Genomic DNA, 19,093 nt, shown 5'->3' with positions numbered 1-19,093 from the left:
GCGCCTTGACCCGCCCCGGACCCCTGCCTACCCTCCGCCCATGGATCCCGCCGACACCCTCGCCCAGCTGCAGGCCCTGGCCGCGCGCATCGACCAGCTCGCCGCGCTCGCGCAGCGGCTGACCGAGGAAAACCGCAGCCTGCGTGCGCAGCAGGAACAACTGGCGGGCGAACGCTCGCAGTTGCTGGCGAAGAACGAACAGGCGCGCTCGCGCGTGGAAGCGATGATCACGCGCCTGAAGTCGCTGGAGCAACACACGTGAGCAAGGCGACGAGCGAACCGGTCAACGTGCGCATCCTGGATCGCGAATACACCGTGGGGTGCGAGCCCGACGAACGCGACGACCTGCTGGCCGCGGCGAAACTGCTCGACGCGAAGATGCGCGAGATCCGCGGCGGCAACCGCATGGCGGCGCTCGATCGCGTCGCGGTGCTCGCCGCGCTCAACCTCGCGCACGAATTGCAATCGGCGCGCAGCGAAGGCAGCAAGCGCGATCGCGAGATGTCGCGCACCGTGGATGCGATGCAGCGTCGCCTCGACGACCTGTTCGAACCGCCGGCGGCCTGAACGCAACGCACGGCGCATGTCGAGACGGCGTGCACGTTCCAACGATTTCGGTGCGCACGCGCACAACGCTGAACTGCACGCATCCCTCCACCGACGAACGGACTTTCGATTTCCGGTCGCAGCGCTATACTTCCGCCCGCGTCCTCTGCTGTGTCGACGGCGCGCGCAAACATTCGCCTTGTCCCTTATTGACGACCACGGGGATGCAGCGGAGACCGGGTGTGCAGGTCCGCCATGAGCGGAAAGCCCGATGGTTTCCAAGTGTTCCCACTTGAACCCTGGGTTCAAGGTCGTTTCGCGCGCATCGTCACGGCGGAGGATGTTTTTTTTCGATGAGCACCCTCCTGCGCGACACCATGCGGCGTGAGTTGCGCGCACGTCGTCGCGCGATTCCCGCGCCCGCCCGCATCGCCGCCGCCGAACGCCTGGCGGAACGCCTGTCTTCCCTCCCCTTCGCACCACGGTCCGGCCACGTCGCCGGTTACTGGGCGATGGATGGCGAGATTGCATTGCATGTGTGGCAACTGCGCCTGCCGAAATCCTGCACGTATTGCCTGCCGGTGCTGCACGACGACGGGCGCCTGCGTTTCGGGCCGTGGCGCCCGGGCGATGCGCTGGTGTCCAACCGCCACGGCATCCCGGAACCCGACGTCGCGGAACGCGCGCTGCTCACTGCAGAGGCAATGCAGTTCGTGGTCGCGCCGCTGGTGGGGTTCGATGCCAACGGCCATCGCCTCGGCATGGGGGGTGGCTGGTACGATCGCAGCTTCGCGTTCCGCCGCACGCAGCCCGCACCGCCGTGGCTCGTGGGCGCGGCCTTCGCGGCGCAGCAGGTCGAGTCCGTGATGCCCGAAGCCTGGGACATGCCGCTCGATGCGTTGTGCAGCGAAGCCGATGCGCACCTCTTCGACCCAGCGCCCGCCGACTGACATGCCCACGCCCCGCCGCTACTGGCTGATGAAGTCCGAACCGGACAGCTTCTCGATCGACGACCTCGCGCGCGTCGGCACCGAACCCTGGAACGGCGTGCGCAACTACCAGGCGCGCAACCACATGCGGCAGATGAAGCCGGGCGACGGCGTGCTGTTCTACCACTCCAGTTGTCCGGTGCCCGGCATCGCGGGACTGGCGACGGTAGCGACCGAGGCGTATCCGGATCCGACGCAGTTCGATCGCAAGTCCGACTACTACGATCCCAAGAGCACGCGGGAAGACCCGCGCTGGTCGCTGGTGGACGTGAAGTTCGATCGCAAGTTCGCCAGCGTGCTCCCGCTGGAAGAAATCAAGCAGCATGCCGATGCGCTGGGCGACGAGTTCGCGCTCATCAAGCGCGGCACGCGCCTGTCCGTGCTGCCGGTGACCGCCGCGCAGTGGAAGACCCTCCTCAAGCTGGAACCCCGCGCATGACCGAAGCCAAGCGCCTCGCCGCCGAGAAGGCGATCGACTACGTCGAAGACGGGATGATCGTCGGCGTCGGCACCGGCTCCACCGTCGCGTATTTCATCGACGCCCTGGCGCGCATGCGCGATCGCATCGCGGGCGCGGTGTCGAGTTCGGACCAGAGCACGCAGCGGTTGCGCGCGCATGGCATCGAGGTGATGGAGCTCAATGCGACCGGGTCGCTGGCGTTGTACGTGGACGGCGCGGACGAATGCGATCCGCACAAGCGCCTGATCAAGGGCGGCGGCGCGGCGCTCACGCGCGAAAAGATCATCGCCGAGGCGAGCAAGCGCTTCGTGTGCATCGTGGATCCGGCCAAGCGCGTGGACGTGCTGGGCAAGTTCCCGCTGCCGGTGGAGGTGATCCCGATGGCGCGCAGCCTGGTGGCGCGCGAGATCGTGGCGATGACCGGCGGCCAGCCCGTGTGGCGCGATGGCGTGGTCACCGACAACGGCAACTGGATCCTCGACGTGCACGGGCTGTCGATCGTCGATCCCCTGGGCCTGGAACGCGACCTCTCGCAGGTGCCGGGCGTGGTGTGCGTGGGGCTGTTCGCGCGCCGGCCGGCGGACGTGGTGATCGTGGGTGGGGAACCGCCGCTGGTCTTGTGAGGCTTGCGTAAGCCATTGATTCACTGAGGAAGGGTCGCGCTTTCGGGTGCTTCCGTCTTCCTGTCGCGATGTTAGTATTGCTACTAACCATGCGACCTTTCCCTGCCCTGCTCCGTCTTCTGCCCGCCTGCCCGGGACCGTGCGCATGAGCGCGGTCGTGGCCCTCGATGGCTTGCTGGCGTCGCGTCGCCTGTGGCGCGGGAAGCCCTCGACGCAGGCGCCCGCCGATGCGGTCCCGACCGGCTGGGCTGCACTGGATGCCGCGTTGCCCGGCGGTGGCTGGCCGGCGGCGGCGTTGAGCGAAGTGTTGTTGCCCGCCGACGGCGTGGGCGAATTGCGCCTGGTGTGGCCGGCGTTGGCGCAACTGGCGCGCGGCGACGGCGTGATCGCGATCGTCGCGCCGCCGTATCGTCCGTATGCACCGGCGTGGGATGCCGCGGGGATTCGCGCGGACGCATTGCAGGTGCTCGATGCCTCGCCGCGCGATGCGTTGTGGGCGAGCGAGCAATGCTTGCGTTCGGGGGCGTGCCGCGCGGTGTTGTGCTGGCCGCAGAAGGCGGACGATCGCGCGTTGCGTCGCTTGCAAGTCGCTGCGGAAACGGGGCGCACGCCCGGCTTCGCGTTCCGTCCGATGCAGGCCTGTGCCAATCCATCGCCGGCGCCGTTGCGCATCGCGATCGAGACCGCGCCGCATCGCCTGCGCGTGTTGAAGTGCCGCGGCGCGCTGGTGCCGCCGGCGCCGATCGCCTTCCCCGCCCACGCGATGCACGGATGAGGCATTGCGATGCAGTGGGCTTGCATATTGCTGCCGCAATTGGCGATGGACGGCGTCCTCCGCCGCCTGGAAGCGCCCGACGGTGCGGCGATCGCGCTCGTCGAAGGGCCGGTGCAGCGGCGCACGCTGCATTCGGTGACGCCGGCCGCGCGCATGCTCGGCTTGCAGCCGGGGCAATCGCTGGCCGCGGCGCAGGCGTTGAGCACGCACTTCCGCACGTTCGAACACGATGCGGCCGAAGTCGAACGCTGGCGGGCGTTGCTTGCGGCGTGGGCGTATCGCTTCAGCTCGCAGGTGAGCACCGAACTGCCGCATGCGTTGCTGCTCGAGGTCGGGCATAGCCTGCAGTTGTTCGGGCCGTGGCCGCGGCTGGAAGCGCGGATGCGCGAGGAATTGCATGCGCTCGGGTTCCGGCATCGCATCGTCGCGGCGCCCAATCCGCATGCGGCGCGTGCATTGGCGAACGTGCACGACGGGCTCGCGGTCGACGAGCACGCATTGAATACGGCGCTGGGACAGTTGCCGCTGGAACGCAGCGGGTTGCCGCAACCGGTGGCGTTCGCGTTGTCGCGGATGGGGTTGCGCACGTTGCGGCAGGTGTTCGCGTTGCCGCGCGATGCATTGGCGCGGCGATTTCCGGCACACGTGCTGGCGTACCTGGACACGGTGCGCGGCGATGCGCCGGCGCCGTTGGCGTGTTATCGGCCGCCGGAGCATTTCGAAGGACGCATCGAGTTCGACAGCGAGGTGGAATCGAGCCAGGCGTTGCTGTTCCCGCTGCGGCGGCTGGCACAGGACCTGACGGCGTTCCTCGCCGGGCGCGATGGCGGTGTGCAGCGCTTCACGCTGGTGCTGGAACACGAGCGCTGCGCGCACAGCGAAGTGGAGGTGGGCTTGCTCACGCCGCAGCGCGATGCGGCGATGTTGTTCGAGCTGGGGCGCGGTCGCCTGGAACAGGCGCGCTTGCCGGCGCCGGTGCGCGGGTTCCAGCTGGTGGCGCGCGAGCTGCCGCCGTTCGTGCCCGCGGCGCTGGACCTGTTCGAAACGCGTGCGCAGCAGGACGTGCCGTGGCCGCAATTGCGCGAACGCCTGCGTGCGCGGCTGGGCGACGACGCGGTGCATGGCATCGGGCATTCGCCGGAACACCGGCCGGAACGCATCGCGATGGCGGGGCGTGCCACGTCCGATGCGCGGCCGCGGCCGGGCTGGTTGCTCGCGCATGCGATTCCGTTGCGCGACCACGCGGTGCAGGTGCTCGCGGGGCCGGAACGCATCGAGAGTGGCTGGTGGGATGGCGGCGATATTCGTCGCGACTACTACGTGGTGGAGACGTCGCTGGGCCAGCGCGCTTGGGCGTACGGGATCGCGGGCGATCCGTCGCCGGCGCACTTCATGCTGCACGGGTGGTTCGCATGAGCCGCCTGCCTGCCTACGCGGAACTGCATTGCCTGTCGAACTTCAGTTTCCAGCGCGGGGCGTCGAGTGCGCAGGAGTTGTTCGACCGCGCGAAGCAGCAGGGTTACGCAGCGCTGGCGATAACCGACGAGTGTTCGCTGGCGGGGATCGTGCGGGCGCTGGAAGCCTCGGAGGCGACGGAACTGCCGTTGATCGTCGGCAGCGAGATGGCGATCGAGGACGGGCCGAAGCTGGTGTTGCTGGTCGAAACGCAGGCGGGCTATCGCGCGTTGTGCGAATTGATCACGATGGCGCGGCGACGCGCGGGCAAGGGCACGTATCGCCTGCTGCGCGAGGATTTCGATCGCGCGCTCGACGGGGTGCTGGCGTTGTGGGTGCCGCGCGGGGCGGTGTCGGAAGCCGGCGCGGATCTGTCCGATGCAGCGTGGGTGCGGGCGCGGTTTCCCGACCGGGCGTGGGTGGCGGTGCAATTGCATCGCGGGCCCGATGATGCGGCCCGGTTGCGGCACCTGCTGGCGCTGGCGCAGCACGCGGGGATGCCGGCGGTGGCGTGCGGCGACGTGCACATGCACGTGCGCAAGCGACGCGCGTTGCAGGACACGATGACGGCGATCCGGTTGCGCAAGACGCTGGCCGAGGCGGGACGCGCGTTGTTTCCGAACGGCGAGCGGCACCTGCGCACGCGGCAGGCATTGCAGTCGATCTACCCCGTGGAATTGCTGGCCGAGTCGGTCGCGATCGCGGCGCGTTGCACGTTCGGGTTGCGGCAGATCGCGTACGAATACCCGCGCGAACTGGTGCCGGAAGGCCGCACGCCGGCGGACTGGTTGCGCGAGCTGGTGGAGCTCGGCATCCATGCGCGTTGGGCGAAGGCGCAATCGGGCGAGAAGGAACGCAGCAAGGCGCGGGAGTTGATCGAGAAGGAACTCAGGATCATCGGCCGGCTGGGATACGAGTCGTACTTCCTCACGGTGCACGACATCGTGCGCTTCGCGCGCAGTCGCGACATCCTGTGCCAGGGGCGTGGATCCGCTGCGAATTCGGCGGTGTGCTACGCGCTGGGCATCACCGAGCTGCAGCCGGGACAGATGGAGATGCTGTTCGAGCGCTTCGTGTCGGAGGAACGCAAGGAGCCGCCGGACATCGATGTCGACTTCGAGCATGAGCGGCGCGAGGAAGTGCTGCAGTACGTGTTCGAGCGTTACGGGCGCAGTCGCGCGGCGCTGGCGGCGGTGGTGATCCGCTATCGCGGCCGCAGCGCGGTGCGCGACGTGGCGCGCGTGCTCGGCTTGCCGCCGGACCAAGTGGACGAGCTGGCCAAGACGATGGAGCGCTGGAGCAGCGACATCCCGATGCCGCAGCATCTGCGGGAACACGGGTTCGATCCGGAGTCGCCGCTGCTGCGGCGCGTGCTGGCGCTGGCGGATGAATTGCTCGGGTTCCCGCGGCACCTGTCGCAGCATCCGGGCGGGTTCGTGATCTCCGAACATCCGCTGTCGACGCTGGTGCCGGTGGAGAACGCGGCGATGGACGATCGCACGGTGATCCAGTGGGACAAGGACGACCTGGACGTGCTGAAGCTGCTGAAGGTCGATTGCCTGGCGCTCGGCATGCTGACGTGCGTGCACAAGACGTTCGACCTGTTGCGCGCGAGCGGGCGGCGCGACATCGGGCTCGACGATATTCCGCCGCGCGACGATGCGACGTACGCGATGATCCGCAAGGCGGATACGGTCGGCACGTTCCAGATCGAATCGCGCGCGCAGATGGCGATGTTGCCGCGGCTGAAGCCGCGCGTGTTCTACGACCTCGTGGTGCAGGTCGCGATCGTGCGGCCTGGCCCGATCCAGGGCGACATGGTGCATCCGTACCTGCGGCGGCGGAACGGCGAGGAGCCGGTGAGGTATCCGTCGGAAGCGCTGCGCGAAGTATTCAAGCGCACGCTCGGCGTGCCGTTGTTCCAGGAGCAGGTGATGCAACTGGCGATCGTCGCGGCGGATTACACGCCGGGCGAGGCGGATCAGTTGCGACGTTCGATGGCGGCGTGGAAGCGCTACGGCGGGATGGAACACCATCGGCAGAAGATCATCGAGGGGATGCTGGGCAACGGCTATACGTCGGCGTTCGCCGAGCAGATCTTCGAGCAGATCAAGGGCTTCGGCAGCTACGGGTTTCCCGAGTCGCACGCGGCGAGCTTCGCGTTGATCGCGTACGCGAGCAGCTGGCTGAAGTGCCACGAGCCGGCGGCGTTCGCGGCAGCGCTCATCAATTCGCAGCCGATGGGGTTCTATGCGCCATCGCAGATCGTGCAGGACGTGCGGCGGCATGGCGTGGTCGTGCGGCCGGTGGATGTGCGTTACAGCGAATGGGATTGCACGCTGGAACCGATCGGCGACGGCAAGCAGCCGGCGGTCCGGTTGGGGCTGCGGATGGTGGATGGATTCCGGGAGGCGGATGCGACGCGGATTTCGGCGGCGCGTGCGCGATCGGCGTTCATCGACGTGACCGATCTTTGCGTGCGTGCGGAACTCGATCCGCGCGTGCGGGGGTTGCTCGCGGATGCCGGGGCGTTGCGCGCACTCGCCGGGCATCGGCACAAGGCGCGATGGGCGGCGGCGGGCGTGGAAGCGCAGCGGCCGTTGTTCGATGCAGTGGGGGCGACGGCGGAGCGGCAGATCGCCTTGCCAATGGCGACGGCGGAGGAAGAAGTCCGCATCGATTACGCGATGACCGGGCTGACGCTCGGGCGGCATCCGCTGCAGTTGCTGCGATCGCGGTTGCGGGCGCGGCGGTATCGGCGGTCTTCGGAGTTGCGGGCGATGCCGCAGGGGCGCGAGGTGGCGTTCGCGGGCCTGGTCACGCTGCGGCAGCGGCCGCAGACGGCCAGCGGGGTGACCTTCCTGACGCTCGAGGACGAGGACGGGCTGGTGAATGTCGTCGTGTGGCGACAGATCGCGGACGAACAGCGGCGGCCGTTGCTGGAGTCGCGGCTGCTGGCGGTGGAAGGAAAGCTGGAATCGCAGGACGGGGTGCAGCACCTGATCGCCAGGCGGTTGACCAATCTTTCGGGATTGCTGGGGCCGCTGGTGGCGGGGTCGCGGGATTTTCGATGACTCCCGACTGCCGAAACTTACCTGCTCGCGCGGACAAGCACTAACTTGCAGGACGTGCGAAACAAACCCCACTGCACTTTCCACCGCGCAAAGAAAAACCCCGCCGGGAGACCCGGCGGGGTTTGGTGTAAGGCCCTGGCGATGACCTACTCTTGCATGCGGATGCACACTACCATCGGCGCGGCTGCGTTTCACTTCCGAGTTCGGAATGGGATCGGGTGGTGCCACAGCGCTATTGTCACCAGGGAGAGGGTGGAGGGTCGCGGTTCAACCGGTCTTGTGGACGGATTGATCGCGCTCACGCTCTCAAGGGGTGGATGTAGCGAGCAGTTTGCATCCTTGTGGGATGCGATGAGGACGAATGCCTGCGACGTGTTGTCGAGGATAAGGCCACTTGAGGTGATATGGTCAAGCCACACGGATCATTAGTACAGGTTAGCTCAACGGATTGCTCCGCTTACACACCCTGCCTATCAACCACCTGGTCTTGATGGTTCCTTCAGGGGACTTGTGTCCCGGGAGATCTCATCTTGAGGCGCGCTTCCCGCTTAGATGCTTTCAGCGGTTATCGCTTCCGAACGTAGCTACCCGGCAATGCCACTGGCGTGACAACCGGAACACCAGGGGTTCGTCCACTCCGGTCCTCTCGTACTAGGAGCAGCCCCTCTCAAATCTCCAACGCCCACGACAGATAGGGACCGAACTGTCTCACGACGTTCTGAACCCAGCTCGCGTACCACTTTAAATGGCGAACAGCCATACCCTTGGGACCGACTACAGCCCCAGGATGTGATGAGCCGACATCGAGGTGCCAAACACCGCCGTCGATATGAACTCTTGGGCGGTATCAGCCTGTTATCCCCGGAGTACCTTTTATCCGTTGAGCGATGGCCCTTCCATACAGAACCACCGGATCACTAAGACCTACTTTCGTACCTGCTTGAGCCGTCGCTCTTGCAGTCAAGCACGCTTATGCCTTTGCACACAGTGCGCGATGTCCGACCGCGCTGAGCGTACCTTCGTGCTCCTCCGTTACTCTTTGGGAGGAGACCGCCCCAGTCAAACTACCCACCATACACGGTCCCCGACCCGGATCACGGGCCCAGGTTAGAACGTCAAGCACATCAGGGTGGTATTTCAAGGTTGCCTCCACCGAAGCTAGCGCCTCGGTTTCACAGGCTCCCACCTATCCTACACAGACGAACTCAACGTTCAGTGTAAAGCTGTAGTAAAGGTTCACGGGGTCTTTCCGTCTTGCCGCGGGAACGCTGCATCTTCACAGCGATTTCAATTTCACTGAGTCTCGGGTGGAGACAGCGCCGCTGTCGTTACGCCATTCGTGCAGGTCGGAACTTACCCGACAAGGAATTTCGCTACCTTAGGACCGTTATAGTTACGGCCGCCGTTTACTGGGGCTTCGATCAAGAGCTTCGCCTTGCGGCTGACCCCATCAATTAACCTTCCAGCACCGGGCAGGCGTCACACCCTATACGTCCACTTTCGTGTTTGCAGAGTGCTGTGTTTTTGATAAACAGTCGCAGCGGCCTGGTTTCTGCGACCGCTCCCAGCTATAGCCCGCATGGGCCACCAGAAGCGGTGCACCTTCTCCCGAAGTTACGGTGCCATGTTGCCTAGTTCCTTCACCCGAGTTCTCTCAAGCGCCTGAGAATTCTCATCCTGCCCACCTGTGTCGGTTTACGGTACGGTCTGCGTCAGCTGAAGCTTAGGGGCTTTTCCTGGAAGCGTGGGATCAGTGACTTCGGCCTAATGGCCTGGTCTCGCTGCTCGGCGTAATGACCCTCCGGATTTGCCAAGAGGATCCGCCTACCTGCTTTCCCCGGGACAACCAACGCCCGGTACACCTACCCTTCTCCGTCCCCCCATCGCACTGACGCGAGGTGCTGGAATATTAACCAGCTTTCCATCGACTACGCATTTCTGCCTCGCCTTAGGGGCCGACTCACCCTGCGCCGATGAACGTTGCGCAAGGAAACCTTGGGCTTTCGGCGTGGGGGCTTTTCACCCCCATTATCGTTACTCATGTCAGCATTCGCACTTCCGATACCTCCAGCAGACTTCTCAATCCACCTTCATCGGCTTACGGAACGCTCCTCTACCGCGCACGATTGCTCGTGCACCCCAAGCTTCGGTTTATCGCTTAGCCCCGTTAAATCTTCCGCGCAGACCGACTCGACCAGTGAGCTATTACGCTTTCTTTAAAGGGTGGCTGCTTCTAAGCCAACCTCCTGGCTGTCTGTGCCTTTCCACATCGTTCACCACTGAGCGATAAATTTGGGACCTTAGCTGTGGGTCTGGGTTGTTTCCCTTTTCACGACGAACGTTAGCACCCGCCGTGTGTCTCCCGGATAGTACGTACTGGTATTCGGAGTTTGCAATGGTTTGGTAAGTCGCAATGACCCCCTAGCCATAACAGTGCTCTACCCCCAGCAGTATTCGTCCGAGGCGCTACCTAAATAGCTTTCGAGGAGAACCAGCTATCTCCGGGTTCGATTAGCTTTTCACTCCTAATCACACCTCATCCCCTACCTTTGCAACGGGAGTGGGTTCGGGCCTCCAGTTGATGTTACTCAACCTTCACCCTGGGCATGACTAGATCACCCGGTTTCGGGTCTACTGCCTGCGACTATGCGCCCTTATCAGACTCGGTTTCCCTTCGCCTCCCCTATACGGTTAAGCTCGCCACAAACAGTAAGTCGCTGACCCATTATACAAAAGGTACGCCGTCACCCCACGAAGGGGCTCCGACTGCTTGTACGCACACGGTTTCAGGATCTATTTCACTCCCTTCACCAGGGTTCTTTTCGCCTTTCCCTCACGGTACTGGTTCACTATCGGTCGGTCAGGAGTATTTAGCCTTGGAGGATGGTCCCCCCATGTTCAGACAGGGTTTCACGTGCCCCGCCCTACTCAATTTCATCCGTACGGCCCTTTCGCATACTGGGCTGTCACCATCTACGGCCACCCTTCCCAAGGTGTTTTGCTAAAACCGTACGGACTTTTGGGCTAGTCCCCGTTCGCTCGTCGCTACTCAGGGAATCTCGGTTGATTTCTTTTCCTCCGGGTACTTAGATATTTCAGTTCCCCGGGTTCGCCTTGCATGGCTATGTATTCACCATGCAATACCCTTGCGGGTGGGTTTCCCCATTCGGACATTGCCGGATCAAAGCTTGTTGCCAGCTCCCCGACACTTTTCGCAGGCTGCCACGTCCTTCATCGCCTCTGACCGCCAAGGCATCCACCGTGTGCGCTTATTCGCTTGACCATATCACCCCAAGTCGCCTCGGGGCCGATACGTCGCATGCGAACATTACGACTATCACACTTCAATAAAGGTGCTCTCGCACCTCGCCTTAGCCTCTACGACACGTCATGGACATTCGTCTCAAAACGCTCGCTACATCCAATTTGTCAAAGAACACGCGGCCGGCTTCAGCGCCGTCCGCGTTTCAGATCTTCGTGTGCGCAGTAAACATTCAGAGTTGGTGGGTCTGGGAGGACTCGAACCACCGGCCTCACCCTTATCAGGGGTGCGCTCTAACCACCTGAGCTACAGACCCAAAAAGTCGAGCCAGGTAGAGGTGGTGGAGCCAGTCGGGATCGAACCGACGACCCCCTGCTTGCAAAGCAGGTGCTCTCCCAGCTGAGCTATGGCCCCGATGGTCGGGACGCTCTGAATGCAGGTCACTTGTGCGGACGCCTGACAGGCAATGCGCTGTCTTTTTGTCTCTAAAGGAGGTGATCCAGCCGCACCTTCCGATACGGCTACCTTGTTACGACTTCACCCCAGTCATCGGCCACACCGTGGCAAGCGCCCTCCCGAAGGTTAAGCTACCTGCTTCTGGTGCAACAAACTCCCATGGTGTGACGGGCGGTGTGTACAAGGCCCGGGAACGTATTCACCGCAGCAATGCTGATCTGCGATTACTAGCGATTCCGACTTCATGGAGTCGAGTTGCAGACTCCAATCCGGACTGAGAAAAGGTTTCTGGGATTGGCTCACCCTCGCGGGATTGCAGCCCTCTGTCCTTTCCATTGTAGTACGTGTGTAGCCCTGGCCGTAAGGGCCATGATGACTTGACGTCATCCCCACCTTCCTCCGGTTTGTCACCGGCGGTCTCCCTAGAGTTCCCACCATTACGTGCTGGCAACTAGGGACAAGGGTTGCGCTCGTTGCGGGACTTAACCCAACATCTCACGACACGAGCTGACGACAGCCATGCAGCACCTGTCTCACGGTTCCCGAAGGCACCAATCCATCTCTGGAAAGTTCCGTGGATGTCAAGGCCAGGTAAGGTTCTTCGCGTTGCATCGAATTAAACCACATACTCCACCGCTTGTGCGGGCCCCCGTCAATTCCTTTGAGTTTCAGTCTTGCGACCGTACTCCCCAGGCGGCGAACTTAACGCGTTAGCTTCGATACTGAGTGCCTAGTTGCACCCAACATCCAGTTCGCATCGTTTAGGGCGTGGACTACCAGGGTATCTAATCCTGTTTGCTCCCCACGCTTTCGTGCCTCAGTGTCAGTGCTGGTCCAGGCAGTCGCCTTCGCCACAGATGTTCCTCCCGATCTCTACGCATTTCACTGCTACACCGGGAATTCCACTGCCCTCTACCGCACTCTAGATCGCCAGTATCCAATGCCATTCCCAGGTTGAGCCCAGGGCTTTCACATCAGACTTAACGAACCACCTACGCACGCTTTACGCCCAGTAATTCCGAGTAACGCTTGCACCCTTCGTATTACCGCGGCTGCTGGCACGAAGTTAGCCGGTGCTTATTCTTCCGGTACCGTCAGAACCCCCGGGTATTAACCGAGAGCTTTTCTTTCCGGACAAAAGAGCTTTACAACCCGAAGGCCTTCTTCACTCACGCGGCATGGCTGGATCAGGCTTGCGCCCATTGTCCAATATTCCCCACTGCTGCCTCCCGTAGGAGTCTGGACCGTGTCTCAGTTCCAGTGTGGCTGATCATCCTCTCAGACCAGCTACGGATCGTCGCCTTGGTGGGCCTTTACCCCGCCAACTAGCTAATCCGACATGGGCTCATCCAGTCGCGCGACGCCTTGCGGTCCGCCGCTTTCACCTTCCGGTCGTATGCGGTATTAGCGTAAGTTTCCCTACGTTATCCCCCACGACAGGGCAGATTCCCATGTATTCCTCACCCGTCCGCCACTCGCCACCCACAGTATTGCTACTGCTGTGCTGCCGTTCGACTTGCATGTGTTAGGCCTGCCGCCAGCGTTCACTCTGAGCCAGGATCAAACTCTTCACTTAAGTATTGCGACTCCGGTCCGAAGACCTTCGCCTATGCTTTGAGTGCAGACTTCGCTCCAGGCAGAAATCACTCGCTGGCTCACAATTGCTTGTTTGCCATTTGAATTGACTTGTTGCTCTGTTACGAACGTCTGCAAGATGGACAACTTTCCACCCGCCAGACGCCCGCACAAGTCACCTGCGCACACTGTCAAAGATCATCGGAACCGGCCTCAGCGCCGCGTTCCGTGCCCGGCACCTAAGTGCCTGAGCGAGCCGCACATCATACAGCCCTTCTCCGGTACGTCAACACCTCGTGACGAGGTTTTTTCGGAGCCCCGGGACCGCGAACCGCCGGACCCGTTCGAAGGGGCGCGCATTGTGCCCGCCACCGATGGGCTTGGGAAGGGGGTCCGTGCACGTCCGAACGCTTGACGCCGCAACGGCCGCTCCCCGAATGTCTGTGGCCCCGGACCGAGACCCGCCCGCATGCGCCTGACCGCCACCCTCTTCGCCTGCTCCCTCGCCCTCACCGCCTGTGCCGGCACGCGAGGCCCGTGGGTGGAACTGGCGGGCCACCGCTATTCGGTGGAGATCGCGGACAACGACGAAGAGCGCGCACGCGGCCTGATGTTCCGCGATTCCATGGATGAATCGCACGGCATGCTCTTCATCCACGAACGCGAGGAACCGCAGGCGTACTGGATGAAGAACACGCGCATCCCGCTCGACATCCTCTACTTCGACGACAAGCACAAGCTGGTCACCCAGCAGCGCGACGTGCCGCCGTGTTCGCTCGGCGACCGTTGCCCGCCCTACGCCAGCAACGCGCCCGCCCGCTACGTGCTCGAACTCAACGCCGGGCAAGCCGCGAGCCTCAACCTGCAGGACGGTGCAGAACTGCAATTCGGGCCCGGCGTCACGCAGCCCTGACCGCGCCGGACTTGCCAACGCCCCGCACGCGGTTGCAGGCTTGACGCATGCACGACCGATTCGCGCTTCCCGAGTGGGGCCAGCTCGCCGCAACCGACGACGCAACGCTGCCGCTGCTCGCCACCGCCCTGCTGATCGCGCGCGATGAATATCCGCAGCTCGACGCCGCGCAATACGACGCCACGGTGCAGGCGCACGCCGACCACCTGCGCGAGCAAGTCGACCAGGTCGAACCCTGGCCGCAGAAAATGGCCGCGATCAACCGCCACCTGTTCGACGAACTCGGCTACGCGGGCGACAGCGAGCATTACTACGACCCGCGCAACAGCTACATCAACGAAGTCTTCGAACGCCGCCGCGGCAACCCGATTTCGCTGGCGCTGGTGCAGATCGAAGTCGCGCGGCGCCTGGGCGTGCCGCTCGATGGCGTGTCGTTTCCCGGCCATTTCCTGGTGCGCCTGCCGGTCGACGACGGCGTGCTGGTGATGGATCCGTTCAACCGCGGACGGCCGCTCGACGAAGACGAACTGCGCCAGCGCGCGCGCCCGCACCTCAACGGCGAAGCGCCCGACGACCGTGCGTTGTTCCAGATCCTCAACCCCGCCAGCCACCGCGCGATCCTGATGCGCGTGCTGCGCAACCTGCATGGCGTGTATTCCGAACGCGACGACTGGGAGCGCGCCTCGCGCAGCGCCGATCGCATCCTGCGCCTGTCGCCGGACAACGGCGATGCGCTGCGCGACCGCGGCCTGGCGTACCTGAAACTCGGCTACAAGCAGGGCGCCCGCGCAGACCTTGCGCGCTACCTGCAGCTCAATCCCGATGCGCAGGACAGCGGTCCGTTGCGCGAACGCCTCGTCGAACTCAGCAGTTGCGCGTCCAGGCCGAGCTGACGCGCCGCGTGGTGGCTCAGACCACCATCATCTCGAAATCGTCCTTGGTCACGCCGCAATCCGGGCAGGTCCACGTATCCGGGACGTCTTCCCAGCGCGTGCCCGGCGCGATGCCTTCTTCCGGCAAGCCCTGCGCTTCGTCGTAGATGAAGCCGCAGACGACGCACATCCAGGTGCGGTAAGCGGTGGCGACGGCTTCGGTCATCGGACTCTAGAATGCGTGGCGGGCGAAGGTGGGCATTGTCCCACCGCCGGGCCGCCAACACCAAGCGCCACCAGGAATTCGCATGCCGCGCGCGCCACGCCTTGCCCTTGAACGCGGGCTCTATCTCGTCACGCCCGACGATCCCGACCGTGATGCCCTGCTTGCCCGCGTGCAACCGCTGCTGCCTGCGTGCGCCTGCCTGCAGTACCGCAACAAGCAGGCCGATGCCGCGTTGCGTCGCGCGCAAGCGACGGCGCTCGCCGATGCGTGCCGCGCCGCCGGCGTGCCTTTCATCGTGAACGACGACGCGCGCCTCGCCGCGGACCTGGGCGCGGGCGTGCACCTGGGTGAACACGACGGCAGCCTCGCAGCGGCCCGCGCACTGGTCGGCGACGACGCCATCATCGGCGTCTCCTGCTACGACACGCTCGATCGCGCCCGCCAGGCGGCCGCCGCGGGCGCCGATTACATCGCCTTCGGGGCCTTCTTCCCGTCCACGACGAAGCCGAATGCGCGCCGCGCTTCCTTGTCGCTTTTGCGCGACGCCGCCCCGCTCGGCCTGCCGCGGGTGGCGATCGGCGGCATCACGCCCGACAATGCGCGCCCGCTCGTCGATGCCGGCGCGGACCTCATCGCCGTCGTCAGCGGCGTGTTCGACGCGCCCGATCCCCTTGCCGCCGCACGCGCCTGCCAGGCGCTTTTCGAAATCCCGGAGTCGTGATGGATACCCGCCGTTCGCAATCCCTGTTCCATCGCGCGCAGCAGCTGATGCCCGGCGGCGTGAACTCGCCCGTGCGCGCGTTCAAGTCCGTCGGCGGCGAACCGTTCTTCACGCAGCGCGCCGAAGGCGCGTACCTGGTCGACGCCGACGGCAACCGCTACATCGATTACGTCGGTTCCTGGGGCCCGATGATCGTCGGCCACAACCATCCCGACGTGCTCGCCGCCGTCATCGACACCGCGCGCGACGGCCTCAGCTTCGGCACGCCCAATCCGCTCGAAGTCACGATGGCCGAAGCCATCACCGCGCTCATCCCGAGCTGCGAAATGGTGCGCATGGTGAACTCCGGCACCGAAGCCACGCTGTCGGCGATCCGCCTGGCGCGCGGCGCGACGGGCCGCGCGCGCATCGTGAAATTCGAAGGCTGCTACCACGGCCACGGCGACAGCTTCCTGGTGAAGGCCGGCAGCGGCGCGCTCACGTTCGGCGTGCCCACCTCGCCCGGCGTGCCGAAAGCGCTCGCCGACCTCACGCTCACGCTGCCCTACAACGATTTCGATGCAGCGACCGCGTTGTTCGACGAATGCGGGCACGACATCGCGGGCCTGATCATCGAACCCGTCGTCGGCAACGCCAACTGCCTGCCGCCGCGCGATGGTTACCTGCAACACCTGCGCACGCTCTGCACGCAGTACGGCGCGTTGCTGATCTTCGACGAAGTGATGACCGGCTTCCGCGTCGCGTTGGGTGGCGCGCAGGCGCGTTACGGCGTGACGCCGGACCTGAGCACCTTCGGCAAGATCATCGGCGGCGGCATGCCCGTCGGTGCGTACGGCGGCCGTGCGGACCTGATGAAACAAATCGCACCGAGCGGCCCGATCTACCAGGCCGGCACGCTCAGCGGCAATCCGGTCGCGATGGCGGCGGGCCTGAAGATGCTCGCCCTCATCCAGGCGCCGGGGTTTCACGACGCGCTCGAAGCGAAGACGCACGCGCTGTGCGATGGCCTCGAAGCCGCCGCGCGCGACGCGAACATCCCGTTCACCACCACGCGCGTCGGCGGCATGTTCGGCATGTTCTTCAGCGCCGAACAGGTGGACACGTACGCGCAGGCCGTCGCGTGCGACACCGCCGCGTTCAATCGCTTCTTCCACGCGATGCTCGAGCGCGGCGTGTACCTGGCGCCGTCTGCGTTCGAAGCCGGCTTCATGTCGAGCGCGCATGGCGACGCGGAAATCGCCGCGACCATCGCCGCCGCGCGCGCCGCCTTCGCCACGCTGTGACGCACGCCGCGCCGTCGCTGGTGCTGTTCGACCTCGACGGCGTGCTGGTCGCCTACGACCGCCGCCGTCGCATGGAGCACCTCGGCGCCGCACTCGGCCGCGATCCCGATCGTGTGTACGCGGCGCTGTTCGAAAGCGGCCTCGAAGCGCGCTACGACGCCGGCGAGATCGACACCGCGCAGTACCTGGCCGCACTCGGCGAAGCGCTCGACCACCCCGTCGATCCCGCCGCGTGGCATGCCGCACGCGCCGCATCGATGGATTGCACGCCCGAGACCTGCGCGCGCGTCGCGACCCTCGCCACCCGCTGCGACATCGCGATCCTCACGAACAACGGCCCGCTCGTCATCGACGCGCTACCGCACGCGCTGGCATCGCTGTTCCAGCCCGACCGCATCTTCGGCAGCGGCGCATTACACCTCGCGAAACCTGCACCGGAAGTCTTCCGCAAGGTCGTCGCACACCTCGGCCACGCCCCGCACGCCGCCCTGTTCCTCGACGACAACCACGACAACGTCGAAGGCGCACGCGCCGCGGGCCTGCTCGCCGAACACGTCGCGCGCGCCGGCGAATTCGACGCGATCCTCGCCCGCTACGCGCTCGCCTGACGCGTCACCAGACGCCGGTATTCGGCATCGACGCCCACGGTTCCTGCGGCGGCAAATGCCCGGCCTGCAGCAACTCGACCGAGATCAAATCCGGCGACCGTACGAACGCCATGTGCCCGTCGCGCGGCGGGCGGCTGATGAGATAACCCATCGATTGCAGCCGCGCGCACGTCGCGTAGATGTCCTCCACGCGGAACGCCAGGTGCCCGAAATTGCGCGCGCTCCCGTAATCCTCCTCCGAGCCCCAGTTGTGCGTGAGTTCGATCTCCGCGTCGGGCGTCTCATCGGCGGCCAGGAACACGAGCGTGTACTTGCCCGATTCGTTGTCCATCCGTCGCGTCTCGCGCAGCCCCAGCCCGTCGCAGAAGAAGCGCAACGTCGCATCGAGGTCGCGCACGCGGATCATCGTGTGGAGGTATTTCATCTCGAACCCTCAGAGGAACAGGTCGGGCAGCGGCGATTGCGCAGGATCCATCGCATAGCCTGAAAAATCGGTGATGCCGGCGTCGCGCAGCACGTCCTCGTCGAGCAGGAACTGCCCGTGGAAACCCGCCGCGTCGCGCACCAGGGCAGCTTGCGCCGCATCGGCGACGATCGCCGGCTTGCGGCAGCGCGCGATGTCGATGCCCGGGATCATGTTGAGCGCATCCGTCGCGATGATCGTGCGCGGCCACAGCGCATTCACCGCCACGCCCTGCGGCCCGAACTCCGCCGCCAGCCCCAGCGTCACGAAGCTCATGCCCATCTTCGCCAGCGTGTACGCCGTGTGCGGGCCCCACCAGCGCGGGTCGAGGCTCGGCGGCGGCGCGAGCGCGAGGATGTGCGGGTTCGGCGCGCGCAACAGGTGCGGCAGGCAGGCCTGCGCGCACAGGAAGCTGCCGCGCGCGTTCACGTCCTGCATCAGGTCGTAGCGCTTCATCGGCGTGTCCAGCGCACCGCGCAGCCAGATGGCGCTCGCGTTGTTCACCAGGATGTCGATGCCGCCGAAGGCATCCACCGTGGCGGCGACCGCCGCGTTCACCTCGTCCTCCTCGCGGATGTCGCAGCGCAACGCCAGTGCGCGACCGCCCGCGGCTTCCACTTCCGCCGCCGCGGTATGGATGGTCCCGGGCAACCGCGGATTGGCGACCGCGGACTTCGCGGCGATGGCGATGTTCGCGCCATCGGCGGCGGCGCGTTTCGCGATCGCCAGCCCGATCCCTCGCGACGCACCGGTGATGAACAGCGTCTTTCCCGAAAGCGTGCCCATGGCGCG

16 protein-coding genes, 2 tRNA genes, 3 rRNA genes and 1 other RNA gene are annotated in these 19,093 nt (G+C 64.9%); 14 read left to right on the top strand and 8 right to left on the bottom strand.

The genetic code is table 11. From position 1 onward, the window contains the following. Positions 1-40 precede the first annotated feature (40 nt). From LYSHEL_RS08695 to LYSHEL_RS08655, 9 genes are all read left to right on the top strand, one after another. Positions 41-262, top strand: coding sequence for a TIGR02449 family protein (locus LYSHEL_RS08695; protein WP_213433525.1), 222 nt, complete (start codon positions 41-43; stop codon positions 260-262). Beyond that, on the top strand, positions 259-567 hold the full coding sequence (locus LYSHEL_RS08690) for a cell division protein ZapA (protein ID WP_213433523.1): 309 nt from the start codon (positions 259-261) through the stop codon (positions 565-567). Before LYSHEL_RS08695 ends, LYSHEL_RS08690 begins: the two co-directional genes overlap by 4 nt. Before the next feature lie 139 nt (positions 568-706). Continuing rightward, positions 707-890: non-coding RNA, 6S RNA (ssrS, locus tag LYSHEL_RS08685), on the top strand. Between the two features lie 9 nt (positions 891-899). After that, entirely contained in the window at positions 900-1,496 is a 597-nt protein-coding gene (locus LYSHEL_RS08680; RefSeq protein ID WP_213433521.1) for a 5-formyltetrahydrofolate cyclo-ligase, read from the top strand. A 1-nt stretch (position 1,497) separates the two neighbouring features. Continuing rightward, positions 1,498-1,974 carry an EVE domain-containing protein gene (locus tag LYSHEL_RS08675; RefSeq protein ID WP_213433519.1) on the top strand — a complete coding sequence of 159 codons (477 nt, stop codon included), beginning with the start codon at positions 1,498-1,500 and terminating at the stop codon, positions 1,972-1,974. Then, complete coding sequence (rpiA, locus tag LYSHEL_RS08670; protein ID WP_213433517.1) at positions 1,971-2,618, top strand: ribose-5-phosphate isomerase RpiA; 648 nt, start codon at positions 1,971-1,973, stop codon at positions 2,616-2,618. Before LYSHEL_RS08675 ends, rpiA begins: the two co-directional genes overlap by 4 nt. 145 nt (positions 2,619-2,763) lie before the next feature. Then, positions 2,764-3,393, top strand: coding sequence for a translesion DNA synthesis-associated protein ImuA (imuA, locus tag LYSHEL_RS08665; RefSeq protein WP_213433512.1), 630 nt, complete (start codon positions 2,764-2,766; stop codon positions 3,391-3,393). Between the two features lie 9 nt (positions 3,394-3,402). After that, positions 3,403-4,809: a Y-family DNA polymerase gene (locus LYSHEL_RS08660; protein WP_213433511.1), complete on the top strand. Its 1,407-nt coding sequence runs from the start codon at positions 3,403-3,405 to the stop codon at positions 4,807-4,809. Next, positions 4,806-7,922 (top strand): error-prone DNA polymerase, encoded by a 3,117-nt coding sequence (locus tag LYSHEL_RS08655; RefSeq protein ID WP_213433510.1) that lies wholly within the window; start codon positions 4,806-4,808, stop codon positions 7,920-7,922. The genes LYSHEL_RS08660 and LYSHEL_RS08655 overlap by 4 nt, the downstream gene beginning before the upstream one ends. A 133-nt stretch (positions 7,923-8,055) precedes the next feature. Here LYSHEL_RS08655 and rrf read toward each other — a convergent pair. The 5 genes from rrf to LYSHEL_RS08630 form a co-directional block, all read right to left on the bottom strand. Next, positions 8,056-8,168: ribosomal RNA gene (rrf, locus tag LYSHEL_RS08650) — 5S ribosomal RNA — on the bottom strand. Positions 8,169-8,326: 158 nt separating this feature from the next. Then, positions 8,327-11,205 (bottom strand): 23S ribosomal RNA (locus tag LYSHEL_RS08645). Positions 11,206-11,423: 218 nt separating this feature from the next. After that, positions 11,424-11,500 (bottom strand) — tRNA-Ile (locus LYSHEL_RS08640). Positions 11,501-11,522: 22 nt separating this feature from the next. After that, positions 11,523-11,598, bottom strand: a tRNA-Ala gene (locus tag LYSHEL_RS08635). 73 nt (positions 11,599-11,671) lie between these two features. Beyond that, positions 11,672-13,216: ribosomal RNA gene (locus tag LYSHEL_RS08630) — 16S ribosomal RNA — on the bottom strand. Together the 16S, 23S and 5S rRNA genes with 2 tRNA genes alongside form the textbook arrangement of a ribosomal RNA operon. A gap of 468 nt (positions 13,217-13,684) precedes the next feature. Here LYSHEL_RS08630 and LYSHEL_RS08625 point away from each other — a divergent pair. Together LYSHEL_RS08625 and LYSHEL_RS08620 are read left to right on the top strand one after the other, a co-directional pair. Continuing rightward, complete coding sequence (locus LYSHEL_RS08625; protein ID WP_213433509.1) at positions 13,685-14,128, top strand: DUF192 domain-containing protein; 444 nt, start codon at positions 13,685-13,687, stop codon at positions 14,126-14,128. Between the two features lie 47 nt (positions 14,129-14,175). Then, complete coding sequence (locus tag LYSHEL_RS08620; protein WP_213433508.1) at positions 14,176-15,021, top strand: SirB1 family protein; 846 nt, start codon at positions 14,176-14,178, stop codon at positions 15,019-15,021. A gap of 16 nt (positions 15,022-15,037) precedes the next feature. On the opposite strand, the gene LYSHEL_RS08615 is transcribed toward LYSHEL_RS08620, so the two are convergent. Then, positions 15,038-15,226, bottom strand: coding sequence for a rubredoxin (locus LYSHEL_RS08615; protein ID WP_213433507.1), 189 nt, complete (start codon positions 15,224-15,226; stop codon positions 15,038-15,040). Positions 15,227-15,308: 82 nt separating this feature from the next. Here LYSHEL_RS08615 and thiE point away from each other — a divergent pair, with 82 nt between their 5' ends. Genes thiE through LYSHEL_RS08600 form a run of 3 tightly spaced genes read left to right on the top strand, consistent with a single transcriptional unit; the run spans position 15,309 to position 17,838 of the window. Next, complete coding sequence (thiE, locus tag LYSHEL_RS08610; protein WP_213433506.1) at positions 15,309-15,947, top strand: thiamine phosphate synthase; 639 nt, start codon at positions 15,309-15,311, stop codon at positions 15,945-15,947. After that, on the top strand, positions 15,947-17,230 hold the full coding sequence (gene hemL / locus LYSHEL_RS08605; RefSeq protein WP_213433505.1) for a glutamate-1-semialdehyde 2,1-aminomutase: 1,284 nt from the start codon (positions 15,947-15,949) through the stop codon (positions 17,228-17,230). The genes thiE and hemL overlap by 1 nt, the downstream gene beginning before the upstream one ends. Then, complete coding sequence (locus LYSHEL_RS08600) at positions 17,227-17,838, top strand: HAD-IA family hydrolase (RefSeq protein WP_213433504.1); 612 nt, start codon at positions 17,227-17,229, stop codon at positions 17,836-17,838. The genes hemL and LYSHEL_RS08600 overlap by 4 nt, the downstream gene beginning before the upstream one ends. Before the next feature lie 4 nt (positions 17,839-17,842). Here LYSHEL_RS08600 and LYSHEL_RS08595 read toward each other — a convergent pair whose 3' ends face one another. Both LYSHEL_RS08595 and LYSHEL_RS08590 read right to left on the bottom strand, forming a co-directional pair. Next, complete coding sequence (locus LYSHEL_RS08595; RefSeq protein WP_213433503.1) at positions 17,843-18,262, bottom strand: VOC family protein; 420 nt, start codon at positions 18,260-18,262, stop codon at positions 17,843-17,845. A 9-nt stretch (positions 18,263-18,271) separates the two neighbouring features. After that, positions 18,272-19,087: an SDR family oxidoreductase gene (locus LYSHEL_RS08590; protein WP_213433502.1), complete on the bottom strand. Its 816-nt coding sequence runs from the start codon at positions 19,085-19,087 to the stop codon at positions 18,272-18,274. Between the last annotated feature and the right edge of the window lie 6 nt (positions 19,088-19,093).

It is taken from the genome of Lysobacter helvus, from assembly GCF_018406645.1.
In the GTDB taxonomy this organism is placed as follows: Bacteria; Pseudomonadota; Gammaproteobacteria; order Xanthomonadales; family Xanthomonadaceae; genus Noviluteimonas; species Noviluteimonas caseinilytica.
Note: the sequence above shows the minus strand (reverse complement) of the source record. Positions and strands in the feature narration are given on the sequence as shown.